The organism is Cellulomonas chitinilytica (assembly GCF_016862675.1).
Classification (GTDB): domain Bacteria; phylum Actinomycetota; class Actinomycetes; order Actinomycetales; family Cellulomonadaceae; genus Cellulomonas; species Cellulomonas chitinilytica.
On sequence record NZ_BONK01000003.1, the window covers coordinates 66739 to 83672 of the forward strand.

16 protein-coding genes are annotated in these 16934 nt (G+C 74.1%); 9 read left to right on the plus strand and 7 right to left on the minus strand.

Annotated features, from left to right (window positions below):
* Positions 1-57: 57 nt before the first annotated feature.
* Positions 58-1326, minus strand: coding sequence for a GntR family transcriptional regulator (locus tag Cch01nite_RS04945; protein WP_203749378.1), 1269 nt, complete (start codon positions 1324-1326; stop codon positions 58-60).
* Between the two features lie 119 nt (positions 1327-1445).
* On the opposite strand from Cch01nite_RS04945, the gene Cch01nite_RS04950 reads away from it, so the two are divergent.
* The 5 genes from Cch01nite_RS04950 to Cch01nite_RS04970 all read left to right on the plus strand — a co-directional run bounded on the left by Cch01nite_RS04950 (position 1446) and on the right by Cch01nite_RS04970 (position 8602).
* Positions 1446-3734: a MucBP domain-containing protein gene (locus Cch01nite_RS04950; protein ID WP_203749381.1), complete on the plus strand. Its 2289-nt coding sequence runs from the start codon at positions 1446-1448 to the stop codon at positions 3732-3734.
* A gap of 70 nt (positions 3735-3804) precedes the next feature.
* A complete protein-coding gene (locus Cch01nite_RS04955; protein ID WP_203749384.1) occupies positions 3805-5859 on the plus strand; it encodes a thioredoxin domain-containing protein in 2055 nt (684 codons plus the stop codon).
* A gap of 80 nt (positions 5860-5939) precedes the next feature.
* Positions 5940-7304 carry a ferredoxin reductase family protein gene (locus tag Cch01nite_RS04960; RefSeq protein WP_203749386.1) on the plus strand — a complete coding sequence of 455 codons (1365 nt, stop codon included), beginning with the start codon at positions 5940-5942 and terminating at the stop codon, positions 7302-7304.
* Positions 7304-7834, plus strand: coding sequence for an FMN-binding protein (locus Cch01nite_RS04965; protein WP_203749388.1), 531 nt, complete (start codon positions 7304-7306; stop codon positions 7832-7834). The genes Cch01nite_RS04960 and Cch01nite_RS04965 overlap by 1 nt, the downstream gene beginning before the upstream one ends.
* A gap of 24 nt (positions 7835-7858) precedes the next feature.
* The gene (locus tag Cch01nite_RS04970; RefSeq protein WP_203749390.1) at positions 7859-8602 is read left to right on the plus strand and encodes an FAD:protein FMN transferase; all 744 of its coding nucleotides are present in this window, start codon (positions 7859-7861) and stop codon (positions 8600-8602) included.
* A 4-nt stretch (positions 8603-8606) separates the two neighbouring features.
* On the opposite strand, the gene Cch01nite_RS04975 is transcribed toward Cch01nite_RS04970, so the two are convergent.
* Positions 8607-9191, minus strand: a complete 585-nt coding sequence (locus tag Cch01nite_RS04975; RefSeq protein ID WP_203749392.1) for an NADPH-dependent FMN reductase — start codon at positions 9189-9191, stop codon at positions 8607-8609.
* A gap of 87 nt (positions 9192-9278) precedes the next feature.
* Positions 9279-9563 carry a hypothetical protein gene (locus Cch01nite_RS04980; RefSeq protein WP_203749393.1) on the minus strand — a complete coding sequence of 95 codons (285 nt, stop codon included), beginning with the start codon at positions 9561-9563 and terminating at the stop codon, positions 9279-9281.
* Between the two features lie 151 nt (positions 9564-9714).
* Here Cch01nite_RS04980 and pabB point away from each other — a divergent pair, with 151 nt between their 5' ends.
* Positions 9715-11253: an aminodeoxychorismate synthase component I gene (gene pabB, locus Cch01nite_RS04985; RefSeq protein WP_203749395.1), complete on the plus strand. Its 1539-nt coding sequence runs from the start codon at positions 9715-9717 to the stop codon at positions 11251-11253.
* On the opposite strand, the gene Cch01nite_RS04990 is transcribed toward pabB, so the two are convergent.
* Complete coding sequence (locus tag Cch01nite_RS04990) at positions 11218-11760, minus strand: AMIN-like domain-containing (lipo)protein (RefSeq protein ID WP_203749397.1); 543 nt, start codon at positions 11758-11760, stop codon at positions 11218-11220. The two genes, pabB and Cch01nite_RS04990, sit on opposite strands and share 36 nt — an antisense overlap.
* A gap of 187 nt (positions 11761-11947) precedes the next feature.
* Here Cch01nite_RS04990 and Cch01nite_RS04995 point away from each other — a divergent pair, with 187 nt between their 5' ends.
* Positions 11948-12328, plus strand: a complete 381-nt coding sequence (locus tag Cch01nite_RS04995) for a VOC family protein (RefSeq protein WP_203749399.1) — start codon at positions 11948-11950, stop codon at positions 12326-12328.
* Between the two features lie 8 nt (positions 12329-12336).
* Here Cch01nite_RS04995 and Cch01nite_RS05000 read toward each other — a convergent pair whose 3' ends face one another.
* The gene (locus Cch01nite_RS05000; protein ID WP_203749402.1) at positions 12337-12861 is read right to left on the minus strand and encodes a COG4315 family predicted lipoprotein; all 525 of its coding nucleotides are present in this window, start codon (positions 12859-12861) and stop codon (positions 12337-12339) included.
* Between the two features lie 166 nt (positions 12862-13027).
* Between Cch01nite_RS05000 and Cch01nite_RS05005 the strand changes: the two genes are divergently transcribed.
* Positions 13028-13534, plus strand: a complete 507-nt coding sequence (locus Cch01nite_RS05005) for a sigma-70 family RNA polymerase sigma factor (protein ID WP_203749405.1) — start codon at positions 13028-13030, stop codon at positions 13532-13534.
* On the plus strand, positions 13531-14268 hold the full coding sequence (locus Cch01nite_RS05010; RefSeq protein ID WP_203749408.1) for an anti-sigma factor family protein: 738 nt from the start codon (positions 13531-13533) through the stop codon (positions 14266-14268). The genes Cch01nite_RS05005 and Cch01nite_RS05010 overlap by 4 nt, the downstream gene beginning before the upstream one ends.
* A gap of 20 nt (positions 14269-14288) precedes the next feature.
* Here Cch01nite_RS05010 and Cch01nite_RS05015 read toward each other — a convergent pair whose 3' ends face one another.
* On the minus strand, positions 14289-15893 hold the full coding sequence (locus Cch01nite_RS05015; protein ID WP_203749410.1) for an esterase/lipase family protein: 1605 nt from the start codon (positions 15891-15893) through the stop codon (positions 14289-14291).
* Positions 15894-15983: 90 nt separating this feature from the next.
* Positions 15984-16868 (minus strand): universal stress protein, encoded by an 885-nt coding sequence (locus tag Cch01nite_RS05020; protein ID WP_203749413.1) that lies wholly within the window; start codon positions 16866-16868, stop codon positions 15984-15986.
* Positions 16869-16934: the final 66 nt, after the last annotated feature.

The following is a 16934-nucleotide window of genomic DNA, read 5'->3' on the forward strand; positions in this document are numbered from 1 at the left end:
CCGGAGCCTGGCTCGCCGCGGTGCCCGACGACACTCGTCGCCGGGCACCGCGGCGCGTCAGCGCGCGGTTCGCGGGATGCGGGCGTGCAACGACGAGAGCACCCGCTGCGCCTCGTCCGTCCGTCCGCCGGCGATCGCGTCGATCAGCTCCACGACGAGGGCCGGGTCCAGGAGGCCCACGACCTCGGGGTCGTGCACCGCGTACCAGCGCACGCGGGCGGTCAGACCCCGGTGCACGCCGAGCCACACGGCGTTGTGGCTGGCGGCCTCGAGCGCATCGGCGACCGCCGTCGTCAGGGCGACGACGTCGTCCGCCGTGCGCAGGTCGACCGGGTCGCGGTGCGCACTGCGCATGGTCGTGGTGAGTGCGACGGGGTCGTCGCGCATCGCCTCGCGCACGCCGAGCCGGCGCAGCACGATGACCGCCCGCAGCGCGTCCCGGACGGTCGCGGGTTCCATCGTCGCGACGCGCGCGGGGCGGTGGTGCTCGACCTCCACGACGCCGCGGCCGGAGAGCTGGAGCAGCGCCTCGCGGACCGGCGTCCGGGAGATGCCGAGCCACGCCATCAGGGCCGACTCCCGCAGCATCTCGCCGGGCACGAGCGTGCCGTCGGCGATCGCCTCCTCGATCGTCGCGGCGGCCTTCTCACGCAGGGTCGCGACCTCCGCCGGTGCCGAGGGGCGCCCGTCGCCGACGCCGCTGCCGGGGAAGGGAGCGGCGGCGAGCTCCTCCTGGGCGGCGCACCACGCGGCGGCGGCCGGTTCGGCACCGCCGTCGACCGCCCGGCGGGCGAGCTCGCGAAGATGCCCGTGGAGGCGTTCGGTGTCCAGTGCGGGCAGCAGCCGCAGCGCCCGCTCGACGTACGGGCCGACGTCGTCGCAGATGCGGGCGTACTCGCGGTTGCCGGCCGCCGCGAGGAACACCCCGATCAGACCGCGGCGGACCGTCTGGACGTCGCTGCCGTCGTCGACCAGGTCGGCCAGCGAGCGGCGGTCGTGGTCGCTCAGCGCGGGCACCGCCTCGACGACGGCCTGAGCGAGCACCTCGCCCTGGACGGCGAGCGCCTCGCGCGCCCGCCGGCCGTCGAGCGGCGCGACCTCGGTGTACTGCCGGGGGACCACCTGCACGAGGCCCAGGTGGGCGAGCCGGTTGAGGGCCTCGCGCAGGGGCGCACGCGAGCTGTGGGTCGTCGCGAGGAGCTCGCGGTCGCTGAGCCGTGAGCCGGGTGCGAGGTCGCCGCCGACGAGCTTGCGCAGCAGCAGCTCGTAGACCTCGTCGCGCGCGGGTGTGCCGATCAGGTCGATCGGGGTGGTGGGGATCGGCATGCGACCAGTCAACCGCACTGACCGCTGAAAATCAGGACATTGGTCCCTCATATTGGTCGCGGTCGCTGAAATACATTCGCTCTATCGGCCCAACGTCATCCCCGAAGGAGCCACCCCCCATGCCCATCCGCACCGGTCGCAGGACGGTCGCCGCACTGGCTGCCACGACCGTCACGACGCTCGTGCTCACGGTCGTCGTCGGAGGCGCCGCGCAGGCCGCACCCGGCCACCCCGGCACCCCCGACGCCCCCGTCGTCGTCTTCCACGAGGACTTCGAGGACGCACCGGACACCGGCGCCCGCACGCTGCTGTCCAGCTACGTGACCGCCGACGGCAAGCACTACACCGCCGACCCGTACTGGATGAGCGCCCCGCGCGCGAACGGCCTCGTCCTGTCCTGGAACAACACGAAGATGCCCGTCGACGGCACGGCCGCGGACAACGGCACCGAGGACACCGCGTTCAAGGTCCTGCGCCAGCTGTCCGAGGCGCTCGGCAAGGTCAACGGCACCACGAACCCGCAGACGAACACCGCGATCTCGGCGTACACGCAGGACACCGGCAAGGCCGCCGCGGGCGGCAAGGTCATGTTCAAGACGGACGAGGACATCCAGCTCAAGGACTCGAACGGCCGGTTCCTCGCGTTCGAGATGAGCGCCGCCGCCACGAGCGCCGCCGCGAACAAGCCGGGTGTCGGCCGCGAGGACCCCGAGCTGATGTTCTACGTCGCCCAGAGCGGCCACGAGACGGCGCTCACGACCGCGCCGATCAACCCGATCACCGACCCGCGCGCCTCGAAGGTCGCCGTCACCGCCCTGACCGGCGGCGCCAAGGAGGACGTCTGGGCGGGGCAGTACGCGTCCGACCGGTCGTTCCTGTACGACGGCGGTGCGTTCGGCATCGTCATCCGCAACATGACCTCGGCCCACATGGGCAACGACGGCGCGTTCGACGACATCAAGGTCCTCGACGTCACCCCCCAGCTCGACAAGCAGTTCGGTCAGGGCGAAGCCACCACCGGCGACTCCGTCCGCCTGACGTTCACGGTGACCAACACCGCCGAGCTGGCGCAGAAGACCGGCTGGTCGTTCACCGACTCGCTGCCCGCCGGCATGGTCGTCGCGAACGAACCCGGCGTCGTCGTCGAGGAGGGCAGCGCCGCGACCGTGCAGGCGAACCCGGGCGCCACCGCGATCACCGTGACGAACGGCGACCTCGTGGCGGGCGACAAGGCGCTGACCATCTCGCTCAACGTCACGTCGGCCACCGCCGGGACGTACAGCAACGGCCCGACGAACATCACCGTGCGCCGCGGCCTGGACTCCCCGGACACCACCACGGTCACGTTCAAGGACCCGGCCCCGGCGCCCGCGACCCTCGTCGTGAAGCACCACCTGCTCGACGGCACCCCGCTGACCGACGACATCACCACGACCGGCAAGGTCGGCGACGCGTACACGACGCAGGCCCGCTCGTTCGACAGGTACGAGCTGATCTCGACCCCGGCGAACGCCCACGGCAGCTACACCCAGGACCCGACGGTCGTCACGTACGTGTACGCCTCCGTCGCCGTGGCCGACAAGGCCGACCTGACCGTGCTGTTCGTCGACGAGAACGGCAACGAGATCGCCGACTCGACGTTCGACACGTACGAGGTCGGCGCCGAGTACGGCACGAGCCCGAAGGTCGTCGACGGCTGGACGCTCAAGACGACCCCCGCCAACGCGAACGGCACCATCGACAAGGGCCACAACGTCGTCGTGTACGTCTACACGAAGGACCAGCCCGCCCCGGCGAAGGCCGACCTGACGGTCCGCTGGGTCGACCAGGCCGGCAACCCGCTGGCCGACGAGACGCACCGCGACGGCGAGGCCGGCGAGCAGTACACGACCGAGGCCAGGACGTTCCCCGGCTACGAGCTGGTCGCGGTCCCCGTCAACGCGTCGGGCGCGATGGCCGAGGGCACCGTCGTGACGTACGTCTACGCGCCGGTCGTCGTCCCGGCGAAGGCCGACCTCACGGTCCGCTTCGTCGACGAGCAGGGCAACCCCCTCGCGGACCCGACGCACCGTGACGGCACGCCCGGCGAGCACTACACGACGGCCCCCGCCGCGGTCCCCGGCTACGAGCTCGTCGCGGTCCCGGCCAACGCGTCCGGCGAGATGGCCGAGGGCACCGAGGTCACGTACGTGTACCGCAAGGTCACGCCCCCGGTGGAGCCGGCCACGCCCACCACCCCGGAGACCTACGTCTCGGAGGTCCTCGCCGCACCCGCGCCGACGACCGCCGCCGGTGGCCTGGCGAGCACCGGGTCCGACGCCGCCGCGATCGGCATCCTGGCCGGCGCGCTCGCCGCCGTCGGTGGCCTGCTGGTCGCCGTCCGCCGGCGTGGCACCCAGCACCGCTGATCCCGCAGCGCTGAGGGCCGTCACCGCTCGTCGGTGGCGGCCTTCGGGCGTCGGCTCGATCCTGGGTCACGTGCCGAACCGCCTCGCGACCGCCACGAGCCCGTACCTGCAGCAGCACGCCGGCAACCCCGTCGACTGGTGGGAGTGGGGCGACGACGCGTTCGGCGAGGCCGTCCGGCGCGACGTCCCGGTGCTCGTCTCCATCGGGTACGCCGCGTGCCACTGGTGCCACGTGATGGCCCACGAGTCGTTCGAGGACCCCGCCGTCGCCGCCGTCATGAACACGCACTTCGTGTGCGTGAAGGTCGACCGGGAGGAACGGCCCGACGTCGACGCCGTCTACATGGCCGCCACGCAGGCGATGACAGGGCACGGTGGCTGGCCGATGACCGTCTTCACGACGCCGACGGGGGAGCCGTTCTACTGCGGCACGTACTTCCCGCCCCGGCGCGTCCAGCAGATGCCCGCGTTCGTGGAGGTCCTGTCCGCCGTCGCGGACGCCTGGACGACGCGTCGGGCCGACGTCGCCGAGAGCGCCGACGCGATCACGCACGCGCTCGCGACCGCACGGCCGGCGGCCACCGGCGCGGACCTCGGGTACACCCAGGTCGCCGAGCAGGCGCTGGCCCGGCTCACGACGACGTTCGACCGGACCGACGGCGGCTTCGGCGGCGCACCGAAGTTCCCGCCGACGCCCGTGCTCGAGTGGCTGCTGCGCCACCACGCACGGACCGGCGACGCCCACGCGCTCACGATGGCGGACCGCACCCTCGACGCGATGGTCCGCGGCGGCATCTACGACCAGCTCGGCGGCGGCTTCTCGCGCTACTCCGTCGACGCCACCTGGACCGTGCCGCACTTCGAGAAGATGCTCGACGACAACGCTGCGCTGCTGCGGGTGCTCGTCCACGCGTGGCGGCTCAGCGGCTCCGCCCAGGCCCGGCGCGCCGCGGTCGAGACCGCGGACTGGCTGCTCGCCGAGCTGCGCACCCCGCAGGGCGGGCTCGCGTCGTCACTCGACGCCGACTCCGCGGGGCACGAGGGCACCTTCTACGTGTGGACCCCGCAACAGGTGCGCGACGTCCTGGGAGACGACGACGGCCGGTGGGCGGCAGCCGTGCTCGGCGTCACCGACACCGGCACCTTCGAGCACGGCGCGTCGGTGCTGCGTCGCAGCCACCGCGCCGAGGACGACGACGAGGCCGCCCGGCTGGGCCCCGTGCTCACGCGGATGCGCACCGCGAGGGCGCTGCGCGCCCGGCCGACCCGCGACGACAAGGTCGTGTCCGGCTGGAACGGCCTCGCCGTCGCCGCCCTCGCCGAGACCGGTGCGCTGCTCGACCGGCCGGACCTCGTCGAGGCCGCGGTCGGCGTCGCGACGCTCCTCGCCGGCCCCCACACCCGGCGCGCGGACGACGGCTCCGTCCGGCTCGTGCGTGCGTCGCGCGACGGGGTTCCCGGGGCCGCACCCGCGCTCCTCGCGGACTACGCGCACGTCGCGGACGGGTACCTCACGCTCGCCGCGGTCACCGCCGACCACCGCTGGTCCGTCGCGGCGGGCGACCTCCTCGACACCGTGCTGGGCCACTTCGGCGCCGACGACGGCGGCCTCGAGGACACCGCGGACGACGAGACGGACGCCGTCGTCGCACGCGTGGGCCGACCGCGGGAGGTCGCCGACGGCCCCACCCCGTCGGGGCAGGCAGCCGCCGCCGGCGCCCTGCTCGCGTACAGCGCCCTCACAGGCTCGCTGCGGCACCGGGAAGCCGCCGAACGCGCCCTGCGCGGCCCGCTCGCGATCGCGGCCGCGTACCCGCGGGCAGCGGGCGGCGCCCTCGCCGTCGCCGAGGCGCTCCTCGACGGCCCGCGCGAGGTCGCGGTCGTCGGCCCCGAGCACGACCCCCGCACGGACGCGCTGCACCACACGGCGCTGCGCGCCACCGCGCCGGGCGTCGTCGTCGTGCGAGGCGAGCCCGGAGACACCGACGTGCCGCTGCTGCAGGACCGGCCACTCGTGGACGGCGTGCCCGCCGCGTACGTGTGCCGCGGGTTCGTGTGCGACCGGCCGACGACGGACCCCGCCGAGCTCGCCCGCCAGCTCGCGCGCACGCCCGACCGCGGCTGACCGCACCGCCAGGACGTCCGACAGCCACCCCATGGGGTCCTCCCAGCGTGCTCCCAGGCAGCCTCAGCACGCTGTCACCCATGAGCACGCTCACGCAGGACACCGCGCCCCGCGCCCCGGTCCTCGCGCGACCGACCCCGCGCCGACCGTTCCCCGCCGCCGCGTGCGCCGTGTGGGTCGGGTCCCTCGCGGTGCTCGCCTTCTGGTGGTCCGCGACGCCCACGGCGACCGGGGCCACACCCGGCGGCGCCCTGACGAGCCTCGGGGAGCTCGCCGGCCTGCTCGGCTCGTTCCTCGTGTGCGTGCAGCTGCTCCTCGTGGCGCGGGTGCCGTGGTTCGAGCGGTCCGTCGGGTTCGATCGGCTCGTCTCCTGGCACCGGTCGCTCGGCACCACGGTCGTGCTCCTCGTGCTCACCCACGTGCTGCTCATGGTCGTCGGCGGCGCGCTCCTCGACTCCCTGACGCCCTGGGCCGAGGTGCCCAGCGTCCTCGCGCGCCAGCCGTACCTGTGGTCCGCGGTCGTCGGGACGGCGCTGTTCGTCCTCGTCGGGATCTCGAGCGCCCGGGCCGCCCGCACCCGCCTGTCGTACGAGGCGTGGTTCGCTCTGCACCTGACCACGTACGTCGGGATCTACCTCGCGTTCGCCCACCAGGTCGTCGGCGGCACCCATTTCGTCAGCTCGCCCACGGCCCGCACGGTGTGGGTGCTGCTGTACGCCGCGACCGCGGCCGCGATCCTGACCTGGCGCGTCGCCCTGCCGCTGCTCGCGCACCGGCGCCACCGCCTGCGCGTCGCGGCCGTCGTGCCCGAGGGGCGCGGACTGGTGAGCGTGTGGCTCGACGGCCGCGACGTCGCCGGCCTCGCGGCCCGCGGCGGCCAGTTCTTCCTCGTGCGGTTCCTCACCGCCGGGCACTGGAGGAGCGCACACCCGTACTCGCTGTCGATGGTCCCGACGCCCGGCCACCTGAGGTTCACCGTCGGCGCCCTCGGGGACCACTCGTCGACCGTCGGGACGCTCCGGCCCGGGACACCCGTGCTGGTCGAGGGGCCGTTCGGCCGGTTCACCGCGCAGCGGGCGACCGCGCACAAGGTGCTCCTCGTCGCGGGCGGCGCCGGCGTCGGGCCCGTCCGGGCGCTCGCGGAGGACCTCCTGCGCGGCGGGCACGACCTCGTCGTGCTGCACCGGGCGCACGACGCCGAGTCCCTCGGCCTCGCCGCGGAGTTCACGCCGTCGGCGGCGCTGCGGTACGTGCCGCTGCCCGGCCGCCGCACCGACCTCGGCCACGACCCGCTGCACCCGTCCGCGCTCCGCCACCTCGTCCCCGACATCGCCGAGCGGGACGTGTTCGTGTCCGGACCCGACGGCATGGTCACCGCCGTCGCCACCGCGGCCCGCGCCCTCGGGGTGCCCCGCAGCGCGATCCACCGAGAGGAGCTCACCTGATGTCGACGATGCGCTGGCGCGGGACGCTGATCTACACCGGGACGGTCGCGGCCATCGGCGCCGCGGGCATCGCCCGCTTCGTGGTGGCGCCGGACGACGCGACGGCGGCCGCCGGGTCCGGCTCGGTCGCCACGGACGGCGGGCAGGGGGCGACCGGCGCGTCGTCGGATGCGTCGTCGGGCGCGTCGACGGCGGGGACCGGCTCCTCAGGGACCGACGCCGCAGGCACCGGCTCCGACGGCACCACGGACTCGGGCACGGTCACGGTCGTCGGCTCCGTCGAGCCGACCCGCTACGGCGACGTCCAGGTCTCGGTCACGTTCGACGGCGACCGGATCACCGACGTCCAGGCGCTGCAGGTGCCGGACCGGGAGCGCCGCGACCAGCAGATCTCGTCGATGTCCGTCCCGGTCCTCGCCCAGGAGGTGCTCGACGCGCAGTCCGCGCAGGTGGACACCGTGTCCGGCGCGACGTACACCTCCGAGGGCTACCTCGCGTCTGTGCAGTCCGCGATCGACCAGCGGGGCTGACCGGTGCGCCACGTCGAGGTGGTCATGGGCATCCCGATGTCCGTCGACGTGCCCGCGCCGGCCGACCCCCGCCGGGCCGAGCGTGCCGTGCGGACGGCGTTCGCGCGGCTGCACGAGGCGGACCGCCGGTTCAGCCGGTTCCGCTCGGAGAGCGAGGTGAGCCGGTTCGGCGCGGGCGACCTGCGGCCCGAGGACCTCAGCGCCGACCTGACCGAGGTCCTGGCGCTCGCCACGCGGGCCGGCCTGGCCTCGGGCGGCGCGTTCACGGTGCGACGGCCGGACGGCACGCTCGACACCGACGGCGTGGTCAAGGGGTGGGCGGCGCAGCGTGCCGCGGGCGTCCTGGACGCGGCGGGGGTCGGCGCGTTCTGCCTCAACGCCGGGGGAGACGTGGTGACGCGGGGCGAGCCGGTCCCGGGTCGCGGGTGGCGGGTCGGGGTGCGCGACCCGTCCGACGCGCACCGCTTCCTCGTCGTCGTGGAGCAGCGCGACGGCGCCGTCGCGACGTCGGGCACCTACGAGCGTGGGGCGCACGTGTGGGACGGCCGCACGGGCCGGGCCGCGTCGGGGCTGCTGTCGGCGACCGTCCTCGCCGCGGACCTCACGACGGCCGACGTGCTCGCGACCTGCGTCCTGGCGCTCGGCCGCGACGGTGTGGCGTGGGCCGCCGGGCAGGGTGCGACGGCCGTGCTCGCGGTCGACGACGACGGGCGGGTGGTCGGCGACACCGCCGGGCTGCGGCTCCTGGACGGCGCGCCGGCGGTGTGACCGGTCAGCCCTCGTCGCCGATGTGCCCGGGTGCGGTGACCGACAGCACGCGCTGCACGAACGCGGCGTACTCCGCCATGTAGTGCCGCAGGAACTCGGCGGTCCGCTCGTCGGTCACGGTGCCGTCGTCCGCGTAGTGCTCCGGCCGGAACTGGATGTACACCTCGGGCGAGTTGAGCTGCGGCGCGTTGAGGAAGCTGAGGACGCTGCGCATCGACGACTGCATGACGGCCGTGCCGATCGGCCCGATCGACGCCCCGACGATCCCGGTGGGCTTGCGGGCGAACGAGTTCGTGCCCCACGGGCGCGAGCCCCAGTCGATCGCGTTCTTCAGGGCACCGGGGATCGACCGGTTGTACTCGGGGGACACGAACAGGATCCCGTCCGACGCGGCGATCGCCTCCTTGAGGGTCCGCGCGGACGGCGGGTAGTCGGCGTCGTGGTCGGGGCTGTACAGGGGCAGGTCGCGGATCGCGATCTCGTGGAACTCGAGCTCCGGGGGTGCGAGGCCGACGAGCGCCGTCGCGAGCCGGCGGTTGATGGAGCCGGACGCGAGGCTCCCGACGAGGTAGCCGATCCTGTACGCCATGACGGGTCCTCCTCGGCTCGTGCCGTCCAGGGGTGCCCGTCCATCGTGGCCCGCGTGCGGTGGTCCCGCGCGACAGGAGCCGCCCGGTCAGCGGAAGGTGCGCTCGTCCCGGTCCTCGTCGCCGCCGACGACGTGCGGCGCCGCGGGCAGCGGCGCGAGGACCCGCTCGAGCTGCCGCGCGCACTGCACGAACACGTACCCGACGAGCGCCCCGACCATGGCCAGGCACAGCGACACGCTCTTCGCCACCAGTGCCGGCACGACGAACGTGCACATCAAGGGCACGACCGCGATGGCGAGGGCGAAGTAGCCCCGCATCCAGAACGTGTCCTTGCGGGACTCGAGCTCGGTCTTCATCGAGGTGCTCGTCATGGTGGCCTCTGCAGCGGTCGGGCGGCGCGGGTGTCCCGCACCGGTCCCATCGGTCGCCGCCGCCCGGAATCGAGCCGTGCTGCGGGCGATCCGGTGCCGGGCTGCGACCGGGGACGACGGCGCAGGTCCCGCGCGTGTGACACTCTGCCCCGTGGACAGCCTGACCGGGACGACGCCGACGCCTGGTCGCCGGTACCGCGTCGAGTGGTCGACGGTGACGACGGACGCCGCACCCGCCGACGTGTTCGCGCAGCAGTACGCGGGACGCGACGGCGCGTTCTGGCTGGACAGCGCCTCGGCGGACGGTGGCCGCTGGTCGATCGTCGGCGCCGCCGACGGGGTCCTGTCGCACACGGTGCGGTACCGCCTCGGCGACGGCGCCGTCACCGTGACCGGCACCGACGGGCGCCGGACCGCCGTGCCGGGTGACGTGTTCACGTTCCTGTCCGACGCGGTGGCCCGCTTCGCCGTGGAGCCCGGCGACGTGCCGTCGCCGTTCGCGCTCGGGTACGTCGGCTACCTCGGGTACGAGCTGCGTGGCGACTCGTGCGAGATGCCCGTGAGTGTCCGGTCGGAGCACGACGACGCGTTCCTGGTGCTCGCGGAGCGTGCGCTGGTGTTCGACGCGCGGACCGGCCAGGTGCACGCGCTGGCCCTGGTCTGCGACGACGACGCGCTGACGTCGGCGTCGCGCCGGTGGCTGCAGGACACGACGACGTGGCTCGCCGCGGACCGGCCGGGGGAGCGGTCCGCCACCCCCGTCCCGGCAGCGCCGGCCCTGCCGGACGTGCCGGCCCCGCCCATGCCGCTCGACACGATCGAGCAGGTGCTCGAGTTCCGGCACCCCCGCCGCGAGTACCTGGCGCTCGTCGAGCGCTGCCTGGAGCACATCCGGCGCGGCGAGTCGTACGAGATCTGCCTCACGAACACCCTGCGGACCGGGCCGCTCGCGGACCCGTGGGCCACCTACCAGCGGCTGCGCAGCATCAGTCCCGTGCCGTACGGCGCGTACCTGCAGTGCGGTGGCACGACGGTGCTCAGCGCGTCCCCGGAGCGGTTCCTCGCGGTGTCCCGCACCGGCGACGTCGAGACGCGGCCCATCAAGGGCACCCGCCCGCGCGGCCGCACGCCGCGGGAGGACGACCTGCTGCGCGCGGACCTGCTGGCCAGCGAGAAGGACCGCGCCGAGAACCTCATGATCGTCGACCTCATGCGCAACGACCTCAGCAGGGTGTGCACGACCGGCTCCGTGCACGTCGAGGAGCTGTTCGCGGTCGAGACGTACCCGCTGGTGCACCAGCTCGTGAGCAGCGTGCGCGGGCACCTGCGCCCGGACCGCACCGCAGTCGACTGCGTGCGGGCCGCGTTCCCGGGCGGGTCCATGACGGGCGCCCCGAAGCGGCGCACCCTCGAGATCCTCGAGGAGCTCGAGGGCGGCCCCCGGGGCGTCTACTCGGGGGCGCTCGGCTGGTTCTCCCTCGACGGCGCCGCGGACCTGAGCATCGTGATCCGCACGATCGTCGCCGACGCGTCGGGCACGACGCTGGGCGTGGGCGGCGCGATCACCGCGCTGTCCGACCCGGCCGCCGAGTACGCGGAGACGCTGGTGAAGGCGCGCGCCATGGCCGCCGCGCTCGTCGACGGCCCGGCCCCGTCACCACCGGTGGGCCACGTCGACGACGAGGCGTGAGCCCGCCCCCGGCCCGGGCAGCACGAACACCCGGAACGGCAGCCGCGCGCGCACCCCGAGCCCCACGGAGGTGTACCCCTCGAACGTCCCGGCCCACACCACCTGCCGGAACGTGCTGTACCCGGTGACGTCCTGCACCTCGCCCGGGTCCGCCGGCAGGTACGTCGGGGTCCCGGCCGTGTCGTACGCCGGGTCGTTCACGGTGACCTGGATCGACGCACCGCCGCGGGTCGGCACCACGATCCCGGAGCCGTCGTGCGTGGCCTCCGCGACGTACCGCACGGTGTAGCCGCCGGCAGGCCCGGCGAGGTCGAGCACGAGCCGGTCGTAGCAGGCGTGGCGGCCCGTGCGGACGGCCGTCAGCGGCGCGGCCGACAGCCCGGGCGCGGTCTTGTCGAGCGACCCCCACACGAGGCCGCAGTACGGGGCGGCCGACCCGGGCGCGGCCGGGACGAGCAGCAGGGCGAGGCCCAGGAGGACGACGGACCAGAACGACGAACGCTTCATCGCGCACCTCGCGGGTGTCTCTCGACCTCGGGCACGATGTCCGGGTTGTCCAGATTAGTCCTCCCGCACGAGCCCGCGCGGGTGAACCTGTGCACGCCTGTCGGGGGCCGTTGACCGCGCGTCCAGGACCGTCCTAGCGTCGATGCGCCGGCCAGCCGACGGTCGTCTGGCCCGCGCGGGAGGCGCCATGCTCTCCGACCACCCCGCCATCCCCGTCCTCGCGGTCACGGACCTCGAGCGGGCGCGAGGCTTCTACGAGGGGACGCTCGGGTTCACGAGCACGGGGGAAGGCACCGAGGGCGTCATGTACCGCGCCGCCTCCGGTACCTTCCTCGTCTACCCGTCGTCGTACGCCGGGACCAACCAGGCCACCGGCATCTCCTTCCAGATCCCCGCCGACGCGTTCGACGCCGAGGTCGACGCGCTGCGGACGAAGGGCGTCTCGCTGCAGACGTTCGACGTCCCGGTCGGCACCTGGAACGACGGCGTCCTCGAGCACGAGGGCACCAAGGCCGCCTGGTTCGCCGACCCGGACGGGAACGTCCTCAACATCGAGACGGGGCAGTGAGCGACCGGTCAGTCGTTGTCCATCTCCGAGCCGTCGGGCGCGATCACGTACCAGACGTCGTTGACGCCCTGCCCGTTGACGTCACCCGGCGCCATGTCCTGCGCGTAGGTGTAGATCGGGCGGCCGTCGAGGGTGATCTGCTTGCGCCCGTCGGCCGTGGGGATCGTGCCGACCTCCGCGGTGACGCCCCCCACGTCGGGCGTGTCGGACTCGGTCGTGATCGCGGGCCACGCCGCCGCGCACTGGTCGGCGCACGCGCTCGTCCCGGAGTCCTTGGTGTCCTTGAGGAAGTAGTACGCCGTCATGCCCTTGCCGTCGACGACGATCGTGCCCAGCGACGTCTCGGCGGTGCCGAGATCGGTGCCCATCGCGGCAGCCGCCGCCGACGGCGTCTCCGACTCCTCGCTGGTGGGGCTGGACGTGACGGCCTCGTCGCCGGAGCCCGAGTCCGACCCGGACGAGCAGCCGACGAGCGCCAGCGCGCCGAGCGCGGAGACGACGGAGACGATAAAGGCCGAGCGTGTGCGACGCATGATTGCTCCTCCTGAAGGTGCCGGGAGGCTCCGTGCGGGCCTGCCCGTGCCTGTGCGGTCATGAGGACCACGGTCGACGTGCGCCGCCGGTTCACTCGCGGCACGGATTGAACCGAACAGGCCGCGGCAACGTTGAGCGGTGTGGACGACGGAAGGAGGCCGGCACGTGGGCGACGAACCCGACGCGCTCATGCGCGCCCTGCACGACGCCTACGCGCGGCCGCTGCACCACTACGTCGTGCGCCTCACTGGCGACCACGCGCTCGCCGAGGACGTGGTGCAGGAGGCCATGGTGCGGGCCTGGCGGCACCCCGAGGTGCTGGAGCGCGAGCAGGGCGCGACGCGTGCCTGGCTGTTCACCGTCGCCCGCAACCTCGTCGTGGACGACCGTCGCAGCGCCCGGCACGTGCGTGAGCGCAGCACGCAGAGCGCACCGGAGGTCGCCGAGCCGGACCGGACGCAGGCCGTGCTCGACTCCTGGCTCGTCGCGGACGCGCTCGAGCAGCTGTCGGCCGAGCACCGGGGCGTCGTCGTCGGGGCGTACTACCGGGGACGGTCGGTGGCCGAGCTGGCCCACGAGCACGGCATCCCCGAGGGCACCGTGAAGTCGCGGCTGCACTACGCGCTGCGGGCCATGCGGCTCGCGCTGCAGGAGAGGGGAGTGACGTCATGAGCGGCCGCGAGCCGACACCGGGCGGGCGCACCGACGACCCGTTCCGCGAGTGGGACGCCGCGTACGTCCTCGGAGCCCTCAGCGCGTCCGACCGGCGCACGTACGAGGAGCACCTGCGCACGTGCGACGCGTGCCGCGCGGCCGTCGGCGACCTCGCAGGCATCCCCGCGCTGCTGCGCACGGTCCCCGCCGACGAGGTGCGCGACGACGCGCCGGCCCCGGACGACGCCGCCGTCGTCGAGCTGCGCACGGTCGCACGCACCGCGCACGCGCACCGCCGCCGGCGCCGCGTGCTCCTCGTCGGAGCCGCCGCGGCGCTCGTCGTCGCCGCCGGCACCGCCGGCGTCGTCGTCGACCGGGCGGCCTCACGCGCCGCGCCGCCCGTGGCCTCCGACGTGACCCGCCTCGACCTCGAACCCGTCGGCACCGTCGACGTCCGGGCCGACCTCACCCTGCAGGCCAAGGGGTGGGGCACCCGGATCGACTGGTCGTGCACCTACCCGGCCGGCGCGTCGGGGCGCGGGTACGGCGACGACGAGGGCAGCAGCGGACCCGTCTACGAGCTCGTGCTCGTCGACGACGACGGCACGAGCACCGTCGTGGCGACCTGGGTCGCGCACTCCACGCAGGCGCGCGGACTGGGCGCGTCGTCGAGCGTCGCGACCGCGGACATCGCCGAGGTGCAGATCCGGCTCCGCGGCGCCGACAAGCCGGTGGCGAGCGCGACGACCTGACGGCCGCCGCGCCCGCGCGGTCAGGCCGGCGCGGGGACGGCCCGACCCGCCGCGAGGTCGAGCGTGGCCCGGGGGAACACCTCGAGCGTCACGGCGGCGTCCGGCCCGAGCATCCGGCGGGTCACGGCGGGCAACGGCACGACGCCCTTCCAGTGGCCCCGCTCGTCCGCCACGTCCCGCACCGGCTCGTCCACACCGGGCCGGGGCTCCCAGTCCCGGATCGCCGTGGTGATCGCCGAGTTCCACGTCGCCCACGTCGTCCGGTGCCCGTCGACCTCGCCGATGTCGACCACGAGGGCGTCCGTCCACTCCGGTGCGTTCTCCACGTGGTCGAAGAACGACAGCAGGCCGTTCCGGTCCCGCAACGACACCAGGCGCAGCCCCAGCACGTGCCGCAGGGTCGGCACCTTCGCGCCCGTCGCGTCGGTCGGTCGCGCCGCCGCGGACGACAGGAAGGTCCGCACGAGGGGGACGGGCTTCGCGGTCTGGTCGGCATCGTTCTGCCACTCGATCTGGACCGGGCACAGGTGCGCCGCCGACTGCTCGTGCAGGACCACCGGCAGCGTGCGGATCGACATGGACACCTCGAGCTGCCACGTGATGTCGTCGCCGCGCGTCCCCGGCAGCTCCACACCCGTGAGGTTCGCCACGACCTCCAGGTCGCCGAACAGGAACCGTTGCAGGTTCTGGTAGCCCTCCTCGGAGTTGACGATCCCGAACGGGCCGGAGTGGCTGCGGTGCACGAGAGCCCGGGCCGCACCCCGCACCGCCGCGTTGTCGATCTGGACCAGGCCGTCGCTGCGCTCGCCGACGAGCCTCTTCGGGATCCCCATGCCGACGGCGTAGTCGTCGGCGTTCGTCCCGACCAGGCAGAACAGCCGGTCGATGGGGAAGCCGTCGTCCGGCATCCGCGTCGCGTCGAACGGCTCGTCCGCGGGGGCTCTCGGCGCCGACCTCGGCGTGAGGTACTCGCGCATCCGCTCCGGGCCGAAGATGTCGGCGCCATTGAAGCCGGTGAGGTCACGCAGCTTCTCGAGCAGCCCGAAGCCGTGCGCGAACTCGATCCCGCCGTGCGGCGTGGCGTACGTGAACACCCGGTCGACGAGACCGGTCGCGGCGTCCGGCGCGTGCCCGAGGAACTCGTCGTCGGGCGCGGACCGCTGCAGCATCGAGCGGACCACGAGCCCGCCCATCGAGTGCGCGACGAGGAACACGCGCGGCGCACCGGTCTTCACCAGGACGAGGCGCACGAGCGTCAGCAGGTCGTCCGCGGCGTCCTCGATGCTGAAGCTGTTCGGGTCCTTCGTGATCCGCGACGCGTACTCGTCGTAGAACCGGTGCACCCAGATGCTCGCCGCGGGCACCGTCCCGTCCGGCTGGCCCTTCAGGTACAGCTCCTGGTTGCCCTTCACGAGCAGGTCGTAGCCGTGGTCCGTCATGAGCCGGAGCAGCGGGCTCTCGAACTGGTGGAACCGCGGGCGGTTCTCACCGTCGACGCGCACCTGCACCGCGCCCTCGTTGAAGCCGTAGAACGGGTCGTTGACCGCGGTGTTGATCCCCGACGCACCGCCGGCGTACCCGCGGACGTAGATGACAGGAAGCTTGCCGTCGTTGGCGTAAGGCATCGGTGGCTCCTCGTTGAGTGGCGACGCACGCAGGTAGCGCGTCGGGCGACGCGCTACCTGCGAGGAGCCCCGGACGAGCGTCCGGATACGTCAGGACGCGGCGCGCTCCGTCCCGTCCCGCAGCACCACCACGCTGCACGAGGCGTCCGCGGCGACCTCGCGGCTCACGGACCCGAGGAGCATCCCCCGGAACACGCCGAGGCCACGTGACCCCACGACCACGAGCTGCGCCTCGTGCGACTCCGCCAGGAGCGTCGGCACCGGGTCGTCCTCGCACAGCACGAGCTCGACGGCCAGGCCGGGGCGCGACGCGACGAGCTCCTCGGCGAGCCGCCACGCCGCGGCCTGCGCCGGGTCCTCCCGGTCCCGCAGGTCGGTCGCCGGTCGGCCGCCCGCACGGAACGGCCCACGCGGGTGCCGGGCGTGCACGAGGCGCAGCACCGCGCCCCGGCTGCGCGCCTCGCGGGCGGCGACGTGGGCGGCGTCGAACGACGCCGCGGAGCCGTCCACGCCCACGACGACGGGCAGCGCGTCGTCGCCCGGGCCCGGCGTGCGCGCGACGAGCACAGGACACCGCGCATGCGTCACCAGGTGGTCCCCGACGGGCCCGATGCCGGTGCGCCCGTGGACGCCGCGGGCACCGACCACGAGGACGCACGCCTCGTCGGTGAGCTCCTGCAGCGCCGGCACGGCTGGACCGTGCAGCACCCGGGCGTCGACGGCGAGGTCCGGGTGGTTGGCCCGCACCTTGTCGCGCAGCTCACGCACGGCGGTCACCGCCTCGGCCTCGAGGAGCTCGGCGTCGAGCACGACCGGGTACCAGCCCCACCGCGTGGCCTCCCGCGGGTCCCGGTACGCATGGGCGAGGACCAGCGCCGCGCCGCGGGAGCGGGCCACGTCCACGCCCCAGGCGATCGTCTGCCCGCTGTGCTCCGAGCCGTCGATCGCGACGACCACAGGTCCGTCCGTGTGCATGTCGGCCTCCTCGCCTTACGCCGTTCGGGTGAACCCAGCCAACACGTGTCGGATAGCCGACAGTCG

Coding starts and splice junctions, on each gene's coding strand:
- Cch01nite_RS04945 (WP_203749378.1), bottom strand. CDS start 1,326: ATGCCGATCCCCACCACCCCGATCGACCTGATCGGCACACCCGCGCGC.
- Cch01nite_RS04950 (WP_203749381.1), top strand. CDS start 1,446: ATGCCCATCCGCACCGGTCGCAGGACGGTCGCCGCACTGGCTGCCACG.
- Cch01nite_RS04960 (WP_203749386.1), top strand. CDS start 5,940: ATGAGCACGCTCACGCAGGACACCGCGCCCCGCGCCCCGGTCCTCGCG.
- Cch01nite_RS04965 (WP_203749388.1), top strand. CDS start 7,304: ATGTCGACGATGCGCTGGCGCGGGACGCTGATCTACACCGGGACGGTC.
- Cch01nite_RS04970 (WP_203749390.1), top strand. CDS start 7,859: ATGGGCATCCCGATGTCCGTCGACGTGCCCGCGCCGGCCGACCCCCGC.
- Cch01nite_RS04975 (WP_203749392.1), bottom strand. CDS start 9,191: ATGGCGTACAGGATCGGCTACCTCGTCGGGAGCCTCGCGTCCGGCTCC.
- Cch01nite_RS04980 (WP_203749393.1), bottom strand. CDS start 9,563: ATGACGAGCACCTCGATGAAGACCGAGCTCGAGTCCCGCAAGGACACG.
- Cch01nite_RS04990 (WP_203749397.1), bottom strand. CDS start 11,760: ATGAAGCGTTCGTCGTTCTGGTCCGTCGTCCTCCTGGGCCTCGCCCTG.
- Cch01nite_RS04995 (WP_203749399.1), top strand. CDS start 11,948: ATGCTCTCCGACCACCCCGCCATCCCCGTCCTCGCGGTCACGGACCTC.
- Cch01nite_RS05000 (WP_203749402.1), bottom strand. CDS start 12,861: ATGCGTCGCACACGCTCGGCCTTTATCGTCTCCGTCGTCTCCGCGCTC.
- Cch01nite_RS05010 (WP_203749408.1), top strand. CDS start 13,531: ATGAGCGGCCGCGAGCCGACACCGGGCGGGCGCACCGACGACCCGTTC.
- Cch01nite_RS05015 (WP_203749410.1), bottom strand. CDS start 15,893: ATGCCTTACGCCAACGACGGCAAGCTTCCTGTCATCTACGTCCGCGGG.
- Cch01nite_RS05020 (WP_203749413.1), bottom strand. CDS start 16,868: ATGCACACGGACGGACCTGTGGTCGTCGCGATCGACGGCTCGGAGCAC.